Annotated in this window: 15 protein-coding genes and 1 pseudogene; 5 read left to right on the forward strand and 11 right to left on the reverse strand. The window is 47.8% G+C overall.

All coding sequences use genetic code 11. The features are described from left to right. Positions 1-23: 23 nt before the first annotated feature. A pseudogene (locus ABXS70_RS17470) lies at positions 24-960 on the reverse strand (carbohydrate ABC transporter permease). A 36-nt stretch (positions 961-996) separates the two neighbouring features. Continuing rightward, on the reverse strand, positions 997-1,902 hold the full coding sequence (locus tag ABXS70_RS17475) for an ABC transporter permease subunit (protein ID WP_342555039.1): 906 nt from the start codon (positions 1,900-1,902) through the stop codon (positions 997-999). A gap of 395 nt (positions 1,903-2,297) precedes the next feature. Between ABXS70_RS17475 and ABXS70_RS17480 the strand changes: the two genes are divergently transcribed. After that, positions 2,298-4,562, forward strand: coding sequence for an AraC family transcriptional regulator (locus ABXS70_RS17480; protein ID WP_366289484.1), 2,265 nt, complete (start codon positions 2,298-2,300; stop codon positions 4,560-4,562). Between the two features lie 60 nt (positions 4,563-4,622). Here the strand turns inward: ABXS70_RS17480 and trmB are convergent, their stop codons facing one another. Together trmB and ABXS70_RS17490 are read right to left on the reverse strand one after the other, a co-directional pair. Continuing rightward, on the reverse strand, positions 4,623-5,384 hold the full coding sequence (gene trmB, locus ABXS70_RS17485) for a tRNA (guanosine(46)-N7)-methyltransferase TrmB (RefSeq protein ID WP_342555037.1): 762 nt from the start codon (positions 5,382-5,384) through the stop codon (positions 4,623-4,625). Between the two features lie 151 nt (positions 5,385-5,535). Then, a complete protein-coding gene (locus ABXS70_RS17490) occupies positions 5,536-5,736 on the reverse strand; it encodes a hypothetical protein (RefSeq protein ID WP_251502605.1) in 201 nt (66 codons plus the stop codon). Positions 5,737-6,037: 301 nt separating this feature from the next. On the opposite strand from ABXS70_RS17490, the gene ABXS70_RS17495 reads away from it, so the two are divergent. The 4 genes from ABXS70_RS17495 to ABXS70_RS17510 all read left to right on the forward strand — a co-directional run bounded on the left by ABXS70_RS17495 (position 6,038) and on the right by ABXS70_RS17510 (position 9,777). Further along, complete coding sequence (locus ABXS70_RS17495) at positions 6,038-6,991, forward strand: TIGR01212 family radical SAM protein (protein ID WP_342555036.1); 954 nt, start codon at positions 6,038-6,040, stop codon at positions 6,989-6,991. Next, positions 6,992-7,576 carry a class I SAM-dependent methyltransferase gene (locus ABXS70_RS17500; RefSeq protein ID WP_342555035.1) on the forward strand — a complete coding sequence of 195 codons (585 nt, stop codon included), beginning with the start codon at positions 6,992-6,994 and terminating at the stop codon, positions 7,574-7,576. Positions 7,577-7,786: 210 nt separating this feature from the next. Beyond that, entirely contained in the window at positions 7,787-8,767 is a 981-nt protein-coding gene (locus tag ABXS70_RS17505; protein ID WP_366289489.1) for a type I phosphomannose isomerase catalytic subunit, read from the forward strand. 44 nt (positions 8,768-8,811) lie between these two features. Then, the gene (locus tag ABXS70_RS17510; protein WP_342555033.1) at positions 8,812-9,777 is read left to right on the forward strand and encodes an alpha/beta hydrolase; all 966 of its coding nucleotides are present in this window, start codon (positions 8,812-8,814) and stop codon (positions 9,775-9,777) included. Positions 9,778-10,023: 246 nt separating this feature from the next. On the opposite strand, the gene odhB is transcribed toward ABXS70_RS17510, so the two are convergent. The 7 genes from odhB to ABXS70_RS17545 all read right to left on the reverse strand — a co-directional run bounded on the left by odhB (position 10,024) and on the right by ABXS70_RS17545 (position 17,311). Next, entirely contained in the window at positions 10,024-11,295 is a 1,272-nt protein-coding gene (gene odhB, locus ABXS70_RS17515) for a 2-oxoglutarate dehydrogenase complex dihydrolipoyllysine-residue succinyltransferase (protein WP_366289492.1), read from the reverse strand. 5 nt (positions 11,296-11,300) lie between these two features. Next, entirely contained in the window at positions 11,301-14,174 is a 2,874-nt protein-coding gene (locus tag ABXS70_RS17520) for a 2-oxoglutarate dehydrogenase E1 component (RefSeq protein ID WP_366289495.1), read from the reverse strand. Between the two features lie 614 nt (positions 14,175-14,788). Further along, a complete protein-coding gene (locus ABXS70_RS17525; protein ID WP_342555030.1) occupies positions 14,789-15,217 on the reverse strand; it encodes an NUDIX domain-containing protein in 429 nt (142 codons plus the stop codon). Positions 15,218-15,282: 65 nt separating this feature from the next. Continuing rightward, the gene (locus ABXS70_RS17530) at positions 15,283-15,768 is read right to left on the reverse strand and encodes a GNAT family N-acetyltransferase (protein ID WP_342555029.1); all 486 of its coding nucleotides are present in this window, start codon (positions 15,766-15,768) and stop codon (positions 15,283-15,285) included. Positions 15,769-15,915: 147 nt separating this feature from the next. After that, positions 15,916-16,350, reverse strand: a complete 435-nt coding sequence (locus ABXS70_RS17535; RefSeq protein ID WP_342555028.1) for a GNAT family N-acetyltransferase — start codon at positions 16,348-16,350, stop codon at positions 15,916-15,918. Positions 16,351-16,437: 87 nt separating this feature from the next. Then, complete coding sequence (locus tag ABXS70_RS17540) at positions 16,438-16,806, reverse strand: nuclear transport factor 2 family protein (protein WP_342556283.1); 369 nt, start codon at positions 16,804-16,806, stop codon at positions 16,438-16,440. Further along, on the reverse strand, positions 16,796-17,311 hold the full coding sequence (locus tag ABXS70_RS17545) for an 8-oxo-dGTP diphosphatase (RefSeq protein ID WP_342555027.1): 516 nt from the start codon (positions 17,309-17,311) through the stop codon (positions 16,796-16,798). The genes ABXS70_RS17540 and ABXS70_RS17545 overlap by 11 nt, the downstream gene beginning before the upstream one ends. Between the last annotated feature and the right edge of the window lie 52 nt (positions 17,312-17,363).

The following is a 17,363-nucleotide window of genomic DNA, read 5'->3' on the forward strand; positions in this document are numbered from 1 at the left end:
GACGTCCCCAGCGTGGATACGTTCTAACCTTTAACTGCACCAATCGTGAGTCCTTTGACAAAATAGCGCTGCACAAACGGATACAAGAACAAAATGGGACCGGTAACGATAATAGCCATTGCCATCTTGGTGGACTCTGTTGGAACATCCTGACTGAGGGTAACCCCCGTACCAATCGCCATCTGGTCAATGAAGGTAATGGTATTCATCGTGTTGTAGAGATAAAACTGAAGCTGATACATATCCGGATTGTTAATAAATAAGGATGATGTAAACCAGTCGTTCCAGTACCCCAGAGCAAGAAACAGTCCAACGGTGGCGATGCCGGGCATTGCCAGTTTCAGCACAATGCTGAAATAGATGCGAAAATCGTTGGCTCCGTCGATCTTGGCCGATTCAATCAGCTCATCCGGCACAGCGGAGCGAATAAAGTTTTTCATCAGAATAATCAGAAACGGAGTCATAAGTCCCGGGAAAATCAGAACGGTATACGTGTCCGTCAGGTTAAAATAGTTCGCCAGCATGATGTACCAAGGCACAAGTCCCCCACCAAACAGTGTTGTAAAGTAGATGAAGAAGGAGAACGTGTTGCGGTATTTGAAATCCTTGCGCTCGCAGCACAAATCCGGCCATGGTGATAAAAAACAAGCCCAGTGTCGTACCAACTACCGTGGTAAACACGGTTACCCCATATGCTTTCAGGACCTGGGTTGGGAATTTGAACACCATTTTGTATCCTTCCAGAGAAAAGTGTGTTGGAAAGAGATGATAACCGTCCCGCACGATGGATTCGTTGCTGGTGAATGAGCCTGACAAAATGAGCAGAAATGGCAGCAGGCACATGATGGACAAAATAATGATGACAGTATAAGCGATCACCTGAAATGCCAGGTTGAATTCGGAATCCTTTGCATGAGTGCGGGTTCGAAGCCGTCTTTGGGTATGCGTTTGTGTGCTCATGATAGCTCTCCCTTCTGCCCTGCGGGCGTGTTTATTCTAGAACAAGGCGTAGTCTTCATTAATTTTGCGAATGATGTAGTTGACCGTCATAATCAGGATGAAACCGAATAACGACTGGTACAGCCCCGCTGCGGTTGCCATACCGATATCGAAGGTGACTTTTAATGATCGATATACATACGTATCAATAATATCCGTGGCATTGTACAGTACACCGTTATTTCCAATGAGTTGATAGAACAGATCAAACTGCCCCTTCATGATGCTGCCCAGTGAAAATAACAGGAGAATAACAAAAGTTGGTTTCAGCATCGGCACCGTAATGTACCAGATCCGCTGGAAGATATTTGCCCCATCAATGCGGGCCGCTTCATAGTACTCGTCACTAATTCCGGTGATCGCAGCCAGATAGATGACCATGCTGTACCCCAGATTTTTCCACAGATAAAAGATAATAATCAGAAACACCCAAATCCATGGAGTGTTGTAGATATCCACCGGTCCTGCCTCGAATCGTTTGAGCACCGTGTTCACGAACCCGGATTCATAATTAAACATGTTGTAAGCGATTACACTTAATAGAACAAAAGAAATAAAGTATGGCAGGAACATGACGGACTGGGTAATTTTTTTGAACAGTTTGCCCCTGATTTCACTAAGCATGATGGCACAAAAGATCGCCAGGCCATTCCCCAGTATAATAAAAGCCAGATTGTAACCTACCGTGTTCGTCGTAAGTTTCAGCAGCATTCCCGATTGCCAGAGGAACTTGAAGTTCTCCAGTCCAACAAACGGACTGCCGAATAACCCGCCTGCAAAATCATAACTGGTAAATGCGTAGTAAATACCGACCATCGGAAAATACGAGTTAATGAGAAAAAAGATCAGCGTGGGCAGCAGCATCAGAAACATGATTTTGTTTTTGTTCAATTCTTTGAGCATGGCTCGATCCCTCCCAATATGCAGCAGTGGTACGTGTGAAGCTCTGAATTTATTGTAGGCTGCCCTCTTCAAGCTGGATACTGAAGCTTCCTGCCAATTGATGAACGATGCTGCGAATGGAGCTGTGAACAATATGCACCAATGATGAAATGAACACACGTACGTTCACAAAAGTTGATATCGTGCACAGCATCATGGAGGTGAACAATCCAGCGATCGTTGAACTTTATCTAGGGAAAAGGAACCAAAACACTCGTCCAGCGTTGATGTAAACGCATACATAATATATAATTCAAGTTACCTTGCTCTTCTGTTCTACCGCATGTGAAATCAGATCTATGTTATGAAAAATACATAAGTTCACTCATATCAGAAGGTTCGAGGGGGAAAAAAGGATGCGCAAACGTTCAGAGGACAGCCAGAAAGTATTCGCGCGGATTCTGATTGGCATTATTATCAGCACAGCAGCAACCCTGCTTGTAGCATCAGCCATCTTGTACGTTAACTATAATCGGATTGCACTTCGCCAAGTCTACCGTACAGATATGAACAGTCTCACTCAGACAAGTCGTGAGGTAGCCAAAATGACCGAAAGTGCCAAGTCGCTCTCCTATCAGATTTATCAGGACTACACCATTTCATCCCTGATGCTCTATTCGAAACCAAGCATCTATCAGATTACCTCCGCCATGGAGCAGCTCGACAATTACCGCATGTCTCTTCCATTCATTGAATCCATCTATGTATACAACTCCAAAAGCGATGAGTTTTTTATCAGTTCCGACGGGGTACGCAATGGCCAGCAGTCTGTAACCGAGATCGATGATCAGGGGATCAAGCACATCCTCGAACGTTTTCATGACTATAAACCCTTCGTGCCCATCCCGCGCACGTATAAGGTCGGCTCAACGGAAGCCAGTGAGGTGAACAGCTACACATACCTGTGTTATGACACCATTAATGATAATGCCAAGCTGAATTATGCCGTTATCGTTAACATTAAAGATGACTGGCTTAGTCCCAACATGAATGCCGCGGATCAACCAGGCACGACCTTTATCGTGAATGAAAAAGGAGACTTGTTGTCCGATTTCGGAGATCGGCCGCTGCTTCATAATCTCTCTGGCGAAACATTCATGCGTCCGATTATGCAGGATACGGAGCATTCTGCTTATTTTACCGAACAAGTGGACGGAGAAAATTCACTGATTACCTATACCGTACCAGACAGCCTGGGATGGCGTTACGTGCGAATTACGCCTTACGATGTTATCACTTCAGATATTCGCAGTATGCGAACTCACACGCTGCTTTTCTGCCTTGGGCTGCTGGCTGCAGGTCTCATTCTCTCTTATCTTGTATCCCGTAAGCTGTACCATCCGATTAATAATGTGCTTGTACGCATGCGTGTAATGGAAGCGGAACGCCGAGGCAGTCTGCACCTGTTGAGACAGGACTATTTACGGGGTGCGCTTCAGGGACGGGAAACGGTAACCTGCAGTATGCTGGAAGACCGGATGAAATTTTACGGTTCCTCTGTCGATGTGCATCGCTCATCCCGACTGGTGCTGCTGCGCATTGACCACTATACGGAGTTTTGCGAGACTTACCGTGATGATACCAAACTGGTGAAATATGCGATGATGAACATCTGCACCGAAACGGCCGACCTTCATTACCATGTAGAGGCTGTGGATATGGGAGGTGACCTGATCACACTTCTGTTTAACGAGAAATCGGGGGCGCATTCTTCTTCACTCTCAGAGAACGGGGAGTCGCATGAAATGGAAGAATTGCTGCGTATGATGCAGGCCGCAGTCATGACTCATTTGAAATGCTCCATCTCCTGTACGCTTGGTCCAGAAGAACAGTCGCTTGTGCAGTGTATTGAAGGTTATGCACGCTCTGCCGAAGCCTCTCTTCACCGTTTGTTCATGGGTCCAGGCTGTCTGATCTACACCTCGGAGATCATGGCGTATCAGACGAAGGAATACACCTTCCCTGCTGGCAAAGAGAGACAGCTCGTGGATTGTTTGATGACAGGCAAGACGGGGGAAGCAAAGATGATCTACGCCGATATTGTTAATGAAACAGCGGAATTCCCGTTTAATGTTTTTCAGCTTGCCCTGTCCCATCTCACAATGACACTTAATCATGTTCGCAACACGCTTAAGAAAAACAATCAGTTTAGACTGGATTCCGTCTCAGGCAGTTTAATGCTTCCCGTGAAAAATGCGGAGGATATCAGTGAGGTGCATGAACATTTTTACCACATGTTTGACGAGCTTGGCTCCAAAGTGGAAGAAAAGCGCACGCTCAAACACGAAGAACTTATTCGGAAAATCAATGACATTATTGAGCGAAACTATGCTGATCCGAATCTGTGCCTGACCTCGATTGCAGAAGAGCTGGCCATGTCCCCCATTTATGTCAGCAGGCTGTACAAACAGCTCACCTTAAAGGGATTAACCGATGTTATTAATGAGACACGTATTGCTAAAGCGCAGCATCTGCTTGTCAAAACCGAAAGTTCTGTCGCGGATATTGCCGAGAAAACCGGTTTTACCAACAGCTCTTACTTCTATCGGATGTTCAAAAAATTCAACGGGGTGACCCCCAACGATTATCGCCGCAAAGAACTCCACTCTGATCATCTTTAACGACAAAAAAGAGCGGTATCTGAGAGTAAAACATTAGCCCTCAGATGCCGCTCTATTGTATTAAGCTTCGTCTTGATCCTGACCGTCACCAGATTCGTCAGCCGCTTCACGTACTTTATACTTGTCCAGACGCATCTCGTTATACTCCCGCAGCGCCTCTTCGCCTACAATCACTTCAACCCTGTGAATGTTCATGCCTTTGCCCATAAATTTCTGTTCATACTCGGTCATCACATGCTCTTCATTCAGGCCGTCACGATGCAGGTTCAGAGACAGATTCGTCATCTGCAGTCCGAAATCAGCGATAGAGTTCAAAGAGAACTCAAACAGCGTCTCTGAATCGGTTTTAAAATGAATCTGTCCTTTCGGATTCAGCAGCTCAACGTATTTTTTCAGAAAGCGCGGGTGGGTTAACCTGCGGCGTGCATGTTTTGCTTTTGGCCACGGATCACTGAAATTCAAATAAATGCGTTCCAGTTCTTTCGGTTCAAACACCTCTTCAATCTGTTCGATGTTTGCGAGCGCCAACTTCAGGTTCGGTGGCGTCTCCACCTCAGCTTGACTCCAGGCGTTACGCGCTTTCTCACTGGCACGACGGACCAGTTCATCATACATATCAATCCCGATAAAATTGTACTGCGGATATTTATAACTCATTTGACTGATGAACTGACCTTTACCCATGCCAAACTCGACAAAGATCGGATGATCATTGCCAAACAGTTCAGCCCACTTACCTTTATGCTGCTTTGGCTCCAGTACAACCAGGTCCTCCTGCTGCTCCAGATTTTCTCTAATCCCTTTTCTGCCACGTAAACGCATCTTATTCCTCCGTTTGTCCATACTTGTCCTAGACTCATTTTGCCGAAGAACCGGCCAATTGTAAAGAGCAATGAAAAAGGAATCTCCGGACCTGCCACGTTGGGCAGATCTCAAAGATTCCCTTTTCGATTTATTTGGAATTGGGGTCCAACTACTTTAGTAGTTCATAGTCTACCTTATCTTGGTGTGAAAAATCAAATGTCTTTTCGAAAGCATCGCGAACTTTTTGTCTTGCAGCCGCTTTCACTTTTGGATTTCCATTAAAACGTACACCTGTCAAAGCCAGTGCCTCTTCTGCAGTCAGTTCAACGGATACATGCTGGAATTCTTTATTTTTAACTTGGGAATTCATTCGTATCACCTCACGGTATAGTATGAACCATAACGTCAGCATTCATTCAAATGCTGCAACGAAAACTGCTCACTGGATGGTGTCTGACGCTGATTTAAATATAACATAAGGTGTAAACTGCATCAAGTAAAAACCGTTGATTTGGCGGCCTTTTTTTTCGTTTGCATTCCCCTTTTTTTCGGATTTTTGATACAATAAGTGACGGAAACCGCACAGCGTCTGTATTCCCTATTCAGGTACGATAATACGGTATCAGAGATGTACCCAATACAAAGACATCGATCTCAAAGGAGTACCTTAAATGAATGCACCTGCTTTACAGCCTCCACGGATGTGGGGGGATAAACGTTTTCACACCTGGAATTACGAAATGCGTGATCAATTTCACAACAAAGTATTCAAAGTCATGCTGGATGCCGGGTTCACCTGCCCGAATCGGGACGGTTCTATCGCCAAAGGCGGCTGTACGTTCTGCAGCGCACGAGGTTCAGGCGATTTTGCGGGCAGCAGACGTGAAGACCTTGTCAGCCAGTTTAATACAATTCGGGACAGGCAGCATCTTAAATGGCCCTCTGCTCACTACATCGGCTACTTTCAGGCGTACACGAATACTTATGCGCCGGTCGAAGAACTGCGCGAATATTTCGAAGAAATACTGCAGCAGCCCGGCGTTGTGGGGCTATCAATCGCTACCCGCCCCGACTGTCTACCAGATGATGTCGTGGAATATTTGGCCGAGCTTAACGAGCGCACTTATTTATGGGTAGAGATGGGACTGCAGACGATTCATGATTCCACTTCAATTTTGATCAACCGTGCACACGACACCGCATGTTACGAAGAAGCTGTCGAGAAGCTTCGCAAACACAATATACGGGTTTGTACACATATCATTTATGGCCTGCCTCAGGAAACACACGAAATGATGCTGGACACCGGCCGTGCTGTTGCTCGTATGGATGTGCAGGGTATCAAAATCCATCTGCTGCATCTGATGCGCAAGACGCCGATGGTGAAACAGTACGAAGCAGGTCTGCTTCGATTCCTTGAGCAGGATGAGTACATCAAGCTGATTGTAGACACGCTTGAAATGCTTCCGCCCGAAATGATTGTACATCGTCTTACAGGCGATGCCCCTCGCGATTTGCTTATCGGACCCATGTGGTCTTTGAAAAAATGGGAAGTCTTGAACGCCATTGACCGGGAACTGCGTGAACGGGATACCTGGCAGGGTAAGTATTGGAGGGGAGCGTAAATGGGATTTCTATCGGTTCTAAGCTGTGCGCATCAATGGATTGCTTCCCGGCTCCAACCGGGAGATTTCGCGATTGACGCCACGGTAGGCACAGGTGCTGATACATTGTTTCTTGCACAGCAGGTAGGCGCGCGTGGTCAAGTTATCGGATTTGATATCCAGAGCGAAGCACTCACACTGGCTCAAGCCCGAATCCGTAAACAATCGGAAGGCAGCAAACTTGGATCAATTTCCATGCTGGAATTAAGTCATGCCCGGATGGCTGAAGCCGTACCTGATGTCTGGGTTGGCAGGGTAGGAGCCATCATGTTTAATCTGGGTTACCTGCCTGCCGAAGGTGCTGATGCTTCCATTATTACCGAGACAACCAGCACCATTGCAGCGCTCGAAGCCGCACTGACGTTACTGCGTCCTCGCGGCATCATTACAGCTGTGCTCTATCCAGGTCACGAAGGGGGCGCTCAGGAAGCTGAAGCCGTATCCGCATGGGCCTCTGGTCTGCCAGTAGAAAAGGCCCAGGTTGTACTGTACCGTCAGATGCAGCGTGATAATTCCCCGTATCTAATTGGCATTGAGAAAAAGTAACAACGAATTCCCTTCGGTCCCCAAATGAAATACACTAGACACAATCACAGGACAAGCCGCATCAGATTAATCCGATACGGCAGTGTGTCTGCATATGGACCTGCAAGCGCATCCACCTGTTCATGACACTTCACCATCGTGAAGTTAAAAGCTTAGCACCGGAACCGTTTAAAGGGATTCACCATTTCATATACTAGAGGAGAGATACCCATGTCTACGCCATACCCACTTCAATTCCAGCCCGAATTCAAAGAACGTGTATGGGGAGGTCGTGCGCTCGAGCAATTCGGCCTGACGCCCCCTGAAGGACACATCGGCGAGGGGTGGATGATCGCGGATCATGCCAACGGTACAACCAAAGTGTTAAACGGTCCATTGGCCGGTAAAGGACTTGATGAGATCCGCAAAGAGCTGGGAACAGCCTGGCTTGGAACTAAGGGTGTTTCGGAAAAAGGCGGACGCTTCCCTCTGCTGATCAAGCTGCTCGACTGTAACGATGACTTGTCGGTTCAGGTTCATCCTACAGATGATTACGAGGCTCTGCCTCCAGGTGAGCTGGGTAAAACGGAAATGTGGTACGTGCTTGATGCCAAGCCCGGTGCCCATATCATTTATGGTCTGAATGAAGGTGTAGATCGTGAGAGGTTGAAGCAGGCGCTTGAAAATGGCAGCGTGATGGATACTCTCCGTCAAGTCCCTGTGGAAGCCGGCGATACTTTCTTTATTCCTGCCGGAACCGTTCATGCCCTCTGTGCGGGTGTTGTCGTTGCCGAAATACAGCAAAACTCGGATACCACCTACCGGATTTATGATTACAATCGTCCCGGACTTGACGGTCAGCCGCGTGAACTTCATGTAGAAGATTCTCTGAACGTCACCGCATATGAAGGCGCAGGAGCCACCACAATGAAAACTAATCAGGCCGTACCTGGGGAATGGCTCCAGCTCGCAGCCTGTCCATACTTTGTTGTGGAAAAAGGCGTCGTTACCGACCGTTGGGAATTGTCCACCACACCGGACAGCTTTACGATTATTGTCGTCTGTGATGGTGAAGGCACACTTGAGTGGGCTGGCGCAGAAGAAGACAGACAGATGCCATTGAAATCAGGCCAATGTTACTTGCTTCCAGCCAATCTGGGTTCCTACACCTTAAGCGGGAACACCACCGTTCTTCGCTCCTATCTTCCTTAAGTAACGAGACGGACAACATACCTGTGAAGGAGGAATCACACGAGATGCAGGAGTCTACCTTTACGCTGATCAGCAATGAAGGTACCCGTATTCATGTGTACCGCTGGCTTCCCGATCCGAACCATCCCATCCAAGCCGTTGTGCAGATCGCACATGGAATGGGCGAGACGGCGGCGCGTTATGCCGAATTTGCGGGTTACCTTACCAAACACGGATATGCTGTGTATGCCAATGACCATCGGGGCCATGGCAAAACCGTGGAGAACACCGAATTACTGGGTGATGCAGGTGTTGATGCGTTTCGCTGGATGGCCAGCGATATGCTTAATCTGGGTGAGACGGCAGCCGAAGAAAATCCGGGCCTGCCTCTATTCCTAATGGGACACAGCATGGGGTCCTTTTTGGTACAGCACCTCATGTATGCCGGACATGAAAGATACTGTGCTTTTCTGCTGTCTGGTACAAACGGCAAACGAGGACTTCTGAGATTCGGAGAAAAGCTGGCCCTGCTGCAGTGCGGCATTCAGGGTGATCAGCATCGCAGTTTACTGCTGAATGCGATTGTATTCGGGGGGTTTAACCGCGCTTTCCGCCCTGCTGCAACACCCTTTGACTGGTTGTCCCGTGACCGCCAGGAGGTGCAGCGGTTCATCGACGACCCGATGTGTGGAGTCGTCTGTACAGCCGGTTTTTTCAGGGATTTCTTTAAACTGCTGCTTGAAATCCATAAGCCGCAGCATATGGAACGTATCCCCAAACACAAGCCGGTTTTCCTGTTTTCAGGTGAGCTGGATCCTGTCGGTCTTCGGGGCAAAGGTATACTTAACCTGTTCTCCCAGTATCAAAAACTCGGCTTGCAGGATGTAGAATATCGGCTTTATCCTGGAGGACGTCATGAAATGCTGCATGAGACGAATCGTAAAGAGGTGGCTCAGGATGTCCTTGACTGGCTGGAGCGGCATATGCCGGATCATGAACAGACCGATGAGCAGGATAGTCATGCGAATTAACAGTCTATCAAGTGCTTAGTGCAGTAAGCCGCTTAGCAGATGAGCGCTCTCTGATGATATCATCCAATGTCTCCAGCCCCTTATCTTAACTATTTCTCGGACGGTTTCATTCAATCTCAACAGTTATAAGCCAAAAAATCCCCTGACCAGCACAATCTGTACTGTGCCCAATCAGGGGATTTTGTTCTACTTCCATCTCATAGAGATCATATAAGTCCGATGCAGCTGCTGCACGTTTTGCAGGTATTAACCTTCGATCAGCAAGGATTCCGGATCTTCAAGCAATTCTTTCACCGTCACCAGGAATCGTACTGCTTCGCTTCCATCAATAATCCGGTGATCGTAAGAAAGTGCGATATACATCATTGGACGGTTCTCCATCCGTTCAGCATCAATCGCTACCGGGCGAAGCTGAATTTTGTGCATGCCGAGAATACCTACTTGCGGAGTATTCAAAATTGGCGTGGACAGCAGGGAACCAAATGTTCCGCCATTCGTTATTGTGAACGTGCCGCCCTGCAGATCAGACAGTGCCAGCGTGTTGGAGCGCGCTTTGGATGCAAGGTCTGCAATGCTTTTTTCGATCTCGGCAAAGCCCAGACGATCAGCATCACGTACAACCGGAACAACCAAACCTTCTTTGGCAGATACGGCAATACCGATATCGTAGAATTTTTTCAATACAACATCTTCGCCATCAATCTCTGCGTTAATCGTCGGGAACTTCTTAAGCGCACCGACTACTGCTTTGGTAAAGAACGACATGAAACCAAGGTTGATATCATGCTTCTCTTTGAATTTGTCTTTACGGCGTTTACGAACGTCCATAATAGCTGTCATATCAACTTCATTAAACGTGGTCAGCATCGCTGCAGTCTGCTGCGCTTCGACCAAACGCTTCGCAATTGTCGCCCGGCGGCGGGACATACGCTGACGCTCTACCGGCTTGGCATAAGTAGAACCGCCGGAAGTCGGAGCAGCAGGCGCAGCTGCCGGAGCTTTGGGAGCAGCAGGCGCAGACGGAGCGGAAGGCTGACTGCCATGGCTTTTCACGTCATCCTGATACACGCGTCCAATCGGATCTTTGCTCTGCACTTGATCCAGTTCGATGCCGCGCTCGCGAGCCAGCTTGCGCGCAGACGGAGAAGCTGTTTTGCTGCTGTCGGATGCCTCTGGAGGTGCCGCAGTTGCCGGAGCTGCTGCTGGAGCCTCAGGAGCAGGGGCAGCAGGTTTCGATTCAGCTGCTGCTGGTTCGGAAGCGGCAGTACCGCTTCCTCCCCCTGCTCCAGCTGAAAGTGTACCGATCGTTTCACCGATTTCGACAGTCTCGCCTTCCTGACGAATGATTTTCTCAAGCACACCGCTTTCTTCCGCACTGATCTCAATGTTGACTTTGTCTGTTTCCAGTTCAAGCAGGACATCACCTTGGTTAACGGTGTCCCCTTCTTTGACCATCCATCTGGATACCGTTCCCTCAGTAATCGATTCACCCATTGCAGGTACTTTAATTTCACTCACAGCTGTTACCTCCCCAGTGGAATATTATTCTTCGCCGTTTGTTTTAGCGCTGCTGTAATGATTAATTGCTGCTCCATGCTGTGCACAAGCTGATAACCGCTGGAAGGACTTGCATGTTCCGGACGGCCTTCATATCTTACGGTTGTGCCTTCAGGCGCAATTTCGCGAAGACGAGGCTCCATATACGTCCAGGCTCCCATGTTTTTGTTCTCTTCCTGCACCCATACTAGCTCTTTTAATTGGCTGAAACGCGCAAGTACACGTTTGATCTCTTCCGCTGGGAACGGATAGAGCTGCTCAACACGGATGATGTGAAGCCAGGACCAGTCTCCTTTATCCTTTTCAATCGCATCTTCCAGGTCAATGGCAACTTTACCGCTGCACAGAATGATTCGTTCTACCCGATCCGGCTTCGTACCGAGACCTGGCTGCTCCAACACAAGTTCAAACTTGCCCTCACTGAATTCTACAGCCGGTGACGCCACACGCGGATTACGGATCAAACTTTTTGGTGACATCATCACAAGCGGACGTGCATCTTCCGTCTCCGTTAATGAAGCCTGACGACGCAGGAGATGGAAATACTGTGAAGCACTCGACAGATTCACCACTGTCATATTGTCTTCAGCACACAGCTGAAGGAAACGTTCCAGACGTGCACTTGTGTGTTCCGGTCCCTGACCTTCGTTTGCGTGAGGAAGAAGCATTACCAGACTTGATTTTTGAGACCATTTCGCCCGGCCTGCCGATACAAACTGGTCAAAGATCACTTGTGCACAGTTTGCAAAATCACCGAATTGAGCTTCCCAGATCACAAGTGTTTCTGGAGAATATACGTTGTATCCATACTCGAATCCAACAACAGATTCTTCAGACAGCGGGCTGTTGTAGATCGCAAACGATGCTTTTGCCTGCGGCAGATGATGCAGCGGACAGAATTTATCACCGTTCTTCGAATCATGCAGTACCAGGTTACGGTGAGCAAAGGTTGCCCGCTCTGCATCCTGACCGCTGATACGGATCGGCTTACCGTCTGCCAGAATAGTTGCAAATGCCAGCGTTTCCGCAAGGCTCCAGTCCACTTTTTCCCCTTCATTCAGAGCAGTACTCCGGCGCTGCAAAATCCGCTGCAGCTTTGGATATACATTAAACGTTTCAGGCCATTTCAGAAGATCCGCATTAATGCTGCGCAGTTGGTCCAGCGGTACTGCTGTTGGCGTAATTGCAACAGCCTCGGACTCGCTAATGTTGCGCTGGTAATATTCATGCACTTCATTTTTCTTCATCTGATCGTAGGCTTCTTTCAGGCGATTAGCTACGCCATCACGAACCTTGGTGATGAAGGCATCATCGATGACAGATTCCTTCTTGAGCATATCCTGATACAGATGGCTGACTGTCGGATGATTCTTCACCTTGTCATAAACAAGCGGCTGTGTCGTTTCAGGATCATCCGTCTCGTTGTGACCATAACGGCGGTATCCGATCAGGTCAATCAGGAAGTCCTTTTTGAACCGGTTGCGGTATTCCGCAGCCATGCGGACTGCTGCAATACATGCCTCAGGGTTGTCTGCGTTCACATGCACAATCGGAATTTCATAACCTTTGGCAAGGTCACTTGCATAGTAGGTTGAACGAGAATCGCTGCTGTCTGTAGTGAAGCCAAGGCGATTGTTCACGATAATATGAATGGTTCCGCCATTCTGGTATCCCGGCAGCGCCTTAAAGTTCAATGTCTCGGCTACAATGCCTTCTCCAGGGAATGCGGCATCCCCGTGCATCAAAATAGTTGCTGCCTTCGTTACATCCTGCTTCGGATAACCAGGTTCACGGCGATCATCCTGAGCTGCACGTGCGAAGCCCTGCACAACCGGATTCACATATTCCAGATGGCTCGGGTTGTTGGCGAGTGTCAGGCGAGCCTGCACAGTTTCCCCGTCTTTTACAAAACGGTTCGCGCCCATATGATATTTGACATCCCCCGTCCAGCCATAGTTGATTCCGGTAGAACCTTCAGATGGAACCAAATCTTTGTTCGGGGCATGGTGGAATTCAGAGAAAATTTTGCTGTATGGCTTGCCCAGAACATGAGCGAGAACGTTTAGACGTCCGCGGTGAGCCATACCCATCAGAATGTGGCTGGAACCTGCTTCTGTCATAAGACGAACCGCTTCGTCCAGCATCGGTACAAGCACATCGTTACCTTCAATAGAGAAGCGCTTCTGTCCTACAAATGTTTTGTGCAGGAAATCTTCAAACTGCTCGGCTTCAACCAAACGCTCCAGCAGTGCTGTACGTTCATTCTGGGTAAGCGGAGCCGGAGATGTACGGGATTCTGCACGGCGGTTCAGCCACTCACGTTCCTGTACTTCGTGCACATGACTGAATTCGTAAGCAATAGGTCCGGTATAGATTTGGCGAAGACGCTGAATCGCATCCCACCCCGTCGCTGTCTGACCATCTGCACCTTCCCAGATCAGGGAAGCAGGCAGTGCCTTCAAGTCTTCTTCATTTAATTGAAAATGCTTTGGTTCCAGCAGGGATGTATCGGTTGCTTCACTGATCCCGAGCGGATCAATATCTGCAGCCAGATGACCATACGTACGAATATTCCATACGAGCTTACCCGCTGTAACCGCTTTCTGCAATAATTGAATATCTACGCTTCCGGATGCAGTTTGGGCATTCCCGGAATTCGAAAGAGTCTCTGCACCTCTGCCAGACATCGGCGGTGCACCCCATTGTTCAAACAATTCACGATAAGCCGGTGTCACTGCACCCGGATCTTGGGTGTATAATTCATATTGTTCTTGTACGTATCCCATATTGGGACCATAATAACTCTCCCAGGGTTTCATGTTGCCTTTCTCGATCGTCATCGACGTTCCCTCCGTCTTGATTTTGTCATAGGGTTTGACGGAAATCATTGAATAAGCCGTAATTCGCGTTCGTTCAACATTTTAAGCGAAATTTTTCATGAAGTCCAATAGTCGTGCTGTTAGTGGTGATAACGTTGTTCCGACGCTCCCGTCAAAGGTTTGTCTGCGTTTTCAAAATCAAAGTAAAACAATGATTATCTTTACCATCGCACAGATGTCGAATAATGTCCTGATCCGTTCGAAGGTATACATCCTTCCACCATTTCGGCGAAGTACGTGTTCTAATATCTATTCTATAAACTTTTACGCTCAGGAGCATTTCCTATTTTTAGTTCAATTGATGCATAAATTAGATCAATCGAATAATCGGTGCAATTCCGGGCAGGCCTCGAACGCCGGATTCCGCCAAATCCAGATCTGATTCCGTATAACCTCCTTATAAGAATTGTGGTCCATTCTGTCTAAAAACAAACCGTCCATTTAAACATTAACCAATTGACATGTTATTCAACAAGAAATTGGTTTTTCTCAGACTGGCTTGATGAAAAATTCAATAGAATAAGCCGCTCGAATCGTATGACTCCGGCGGCTTCTCTATGATATGATTCATGGTTTCAGATCCAATTTATCATATATCGGGCAAAGGGAGTTAACTCGAGACCTTTCACCTGCTCCAGTGTAAACCACGCTGCTCCCAGCGAGTCTTCTCCATCAGGTTCTCTTCTGATATACTGCAGCTGATCATCCTGCAAAGCGGTAATATTGTAGAGTATACCAATATGGTGTACTTCCTCCGGTTCACCTTGATATTCCCACTCTATCCTGTTGGATTGTGAAGAATGAATGGTCAGCTGCAGCGGAGTGAGTCCCGTTTCTTCCTCAAATTCACGTTTCAATGCCGCTTCCGGCTGCTCCCCGAATTCCATTCTCCCGCCAGGCAGATCCCATTTCCCGCAGTAAGGTCCACGAGCCTTCTGAATTAAAAGACAGGATCGTTCCCGCACGGCCAGTCCATATACACCCACATGAGTGTGCCTGTTCATATCCCAGCCCCCCTTTTTTCGTGCTCTTGCGCCTCTCGAAGACTTATGCGTATTCTGCTCCAGCCTTACTTCTTGTCCTCCTCGGTTGCTGATTCCAGGTCGATGGCCAGGCGAATCATATCTACACAGCGTATGCCGTTCTCTATAATTTCTTCTTCATAATGCCTTACGAAATAATCGCGATCTACTCCCGTAATTCGAAAACCGCAGCGCTGGTACAGCTTCAATTGATGCAAACTGGAATTCCCCGTGCCAATCTCCAATATGCTGCACCCAAGCCTTCTCGCAGCTTCCATTGCTTCTTTAATCATGTGTTTACCAACACCTTGTCCCTGCAGCTCCTCCTGTACGGCGATGTTAACAATCTCTGCAGTCTCCGGGCGAGTCTTGAGCAGTACAAACTCTCCTACCATCTCTCCTTCATACTCCGCGATGAAACAAACGCCTCTGCTGAGGTATTCGTCCACAATGGCTTTTGAAGGATCTGCCATCAGCAGGAGTCCGTACGGTTTTTCTTCATCCCAGTCCAATATCCGGAACGACAAGTTCATGCCAATCCCCACCTTTTCTCATCATACAATTTTTTCTCCTCCATGCCTTTTGCAGAAGCCTATGTATGGCAGATCTACAAATTACTCATCCCACATTTTAGTGAGGTCCCTGATGCTGCTTATAACGCTGCTGCTGCACAATCTATGTTAGTCACTCTGTCTGCTGCTGATATTTCCCGCTTGATTGGAATAACGACGGATGGACATGCCCGTTGATCTCCGCATCCCATGTTTCTCATAAAATTGCTGTACTTCCGCATCACACAGAAGGTCAATCATATATAACCCCTCAAGCCGCTGGAGCATACGCTGGACAAGCCTACTTCCAATAAGCTGATTTTTGTACTCCGGCAGCACTTCCAGTAGAGGAATGTAGGCACTGAGTACCCCATCCGAGATGGCTTGAATGAATCCCACAACCCTGCCGGTATCTTCATCGACAGCCAGTTCAACAGCATAGGACTGCTCCAGCAATTTTAGAAACGTTGACGTAGAGGGCGGATTAGGCCACCCATCAAAGAAACCTCCACTAAGCTGCTCGCAGTCTAATCCCACAAGCGTATCCTGAAAAATGATTCCCAAGCACCTTCACCTCCGTAAAAAGACTAAACTTCATTATATCATAATATCTGGAACAAAATATATAGATATGGATACTATGCCGGTGTTCTATTCCCCCAGGCTCAAATGCTCATGAACCAGTTTCCAAGCACCTTCGTCATCTTTTACAAATACATTCGTTGCTCTACCCTGCCCTGAAGCATGCTTGCCCCGAACGTATCCTTCCCAGTGATAAGTGTAGGTACATACAGCCTGATGCTCGTCCACAGCAATCCAATGCACGTTCTCCGCACGATATACCTCTTCTTTTACTGTCTCCCAGGCATTTTCGAAGTAAGCCTGAATCTCATTCAGGGTTGTGCAGGAAGTACCTGTGAACCAATACAGTGCATTCGGGGCAAGCAGCCTGCTTACCTCGTCAAATTGATGTGTGTTTGTTGCTTCAATATACGCACGCAGCGCCTGTTCATGCCCCATAACCATAATGCTCATCCCTTCTGTTATCTGTGTATGTTTTGAAGGTCTCCTGCAGCGTTTGTCCGCTGGACTTCTCCCAGACGACACTTCGTTCAAATGTACCTGCATTGAAAAAACGTGGAAAACGCTCTGCAAACCAGTCCTGCATTGGCAGCTCCAATGCCTGTTTCAATGATATCCATAGAAGCTCTCCCTCCGGCGGATTGGCCATCAGTTCCCCCTCAAATGCAGTAACCAGGTAGTTAAAGACCATGTACCTCAAACCCTGCTCCGGATCACAGAACTCATCCAGCCCCTTGTACGTAATCTGCTTCACAATAAGCCCTGTTTCCTCGCGAACTTCACGAATGGCTCCATCCACGATACTTTCGGGGAATTCCACTTTCCCTCCAGGCGCAATGTATCCCGGAAACCCTTTATGATTCGGCCTGTTCATTAGTAAAACCTGATCGGAATCCGGGTTCCAGACCATACACATCGTATAGATCTCAACGTGATGATTCATGCCTGACCTCCCCCAATATATGTTTTTCTCACGGCTCATTATCATTTCTGGA

It is taken from the genome of Paenibacillus sp. AN1007 (genome assembly GCF_040702995.1).
GTDB lineage: Bacteria > Bacillota > Bacilli > Paenibacillales > Paenibacillaceae > Paenibacillus.

Coding starts and splice junctions, on each gene's coding strand:
- ABXS70_RS17475 (WP_342555039.1), bottom strand. CDS start 1,902: ATGCTCAAAGAATTGAACAAAAACAAAATCATGTTTCTGATGCTGCTG.
- ABXS70_RS17480 (WP_366289484.1), top strand. CDS start 2,298: ATGCGCAAACGTTCAGAGGACAGCCAGAAAGTATTCGCGCGGATTCTG.
- trmB (WP_342555037.1), bottom strand. CDS start 5,384: ATGCGTTTACGTGGCAGAAAAGGGATTAGAGAAAATCTGGAGCAGCAG.
- ABXS70_RS17490 (WP_251502605.1), bottom strand. CDS start 5,736: ATGAATTCCCAAGTTAAAAATAAAGAATTCCAGCATGTATCCGTTGAA.
- ABXS70_RS17495 (WP_342555036.1), top strand. CDS start 6,038: ATGAATGCACCTGCTTTACAGCCTCCACGGATGTGGGGGGATAAACGT.
- ABXS70_RS17500 (WP_342555035.1), top strand. CDS start 6,992: ATGGGATTTCTATCGGTTCTAAGCTGTGCGCATCAATGGATTGCTTCC.
- ABXS70_RS17505 (WP_366289489.1), top strand. CDS start 7,787: ATGTCTACGCCATACCCACTTCAATTCCAGCCCGAATTCAAAGAACGT.
- ABXS70_RS17510 (WP_342555033.1), top strand. CDS start 8,812: ATGCAGGAGTCTACCTTTACGCTGATCAGCAATGAAGGTACCCGTATT.
- ABXS70_RS17520 (WP_366289495.1), bottom strand. CDS start 14,174: ATGACGATCGAGAAAGGCAACATGAAACCCTGGGAGAGTTATTATGGT.
- ABXS70_RS17525 (WP_342555030.1), bottom strand. CDS start 15,217: ATGAACAGGCACACTCATGTGGGTGTATATGGACTGGCCGTGCGGGAA.
- ABXS70_RS17530 (WP_342555029.1), bottom strand. CDS start 15,768: ATGAACTTGTCGTTCCGGATATTGGACTGGGATGAAGAAAAACCGTAC.
- ABXS70_RS17540 (WP_342556283.1), bottom strand. CDS start 16,806: ATGGGGCATGAACAGGCGCTGCGTGCGTATATTGAAGCAACAAACACA.
- ABXS70_RS17545 (WP_342555027.1), bottom strand. CDS start 17,311: ATGAATCATCACGTTGAGATCTATACGATGTGTATGGTCTGGAACCCG.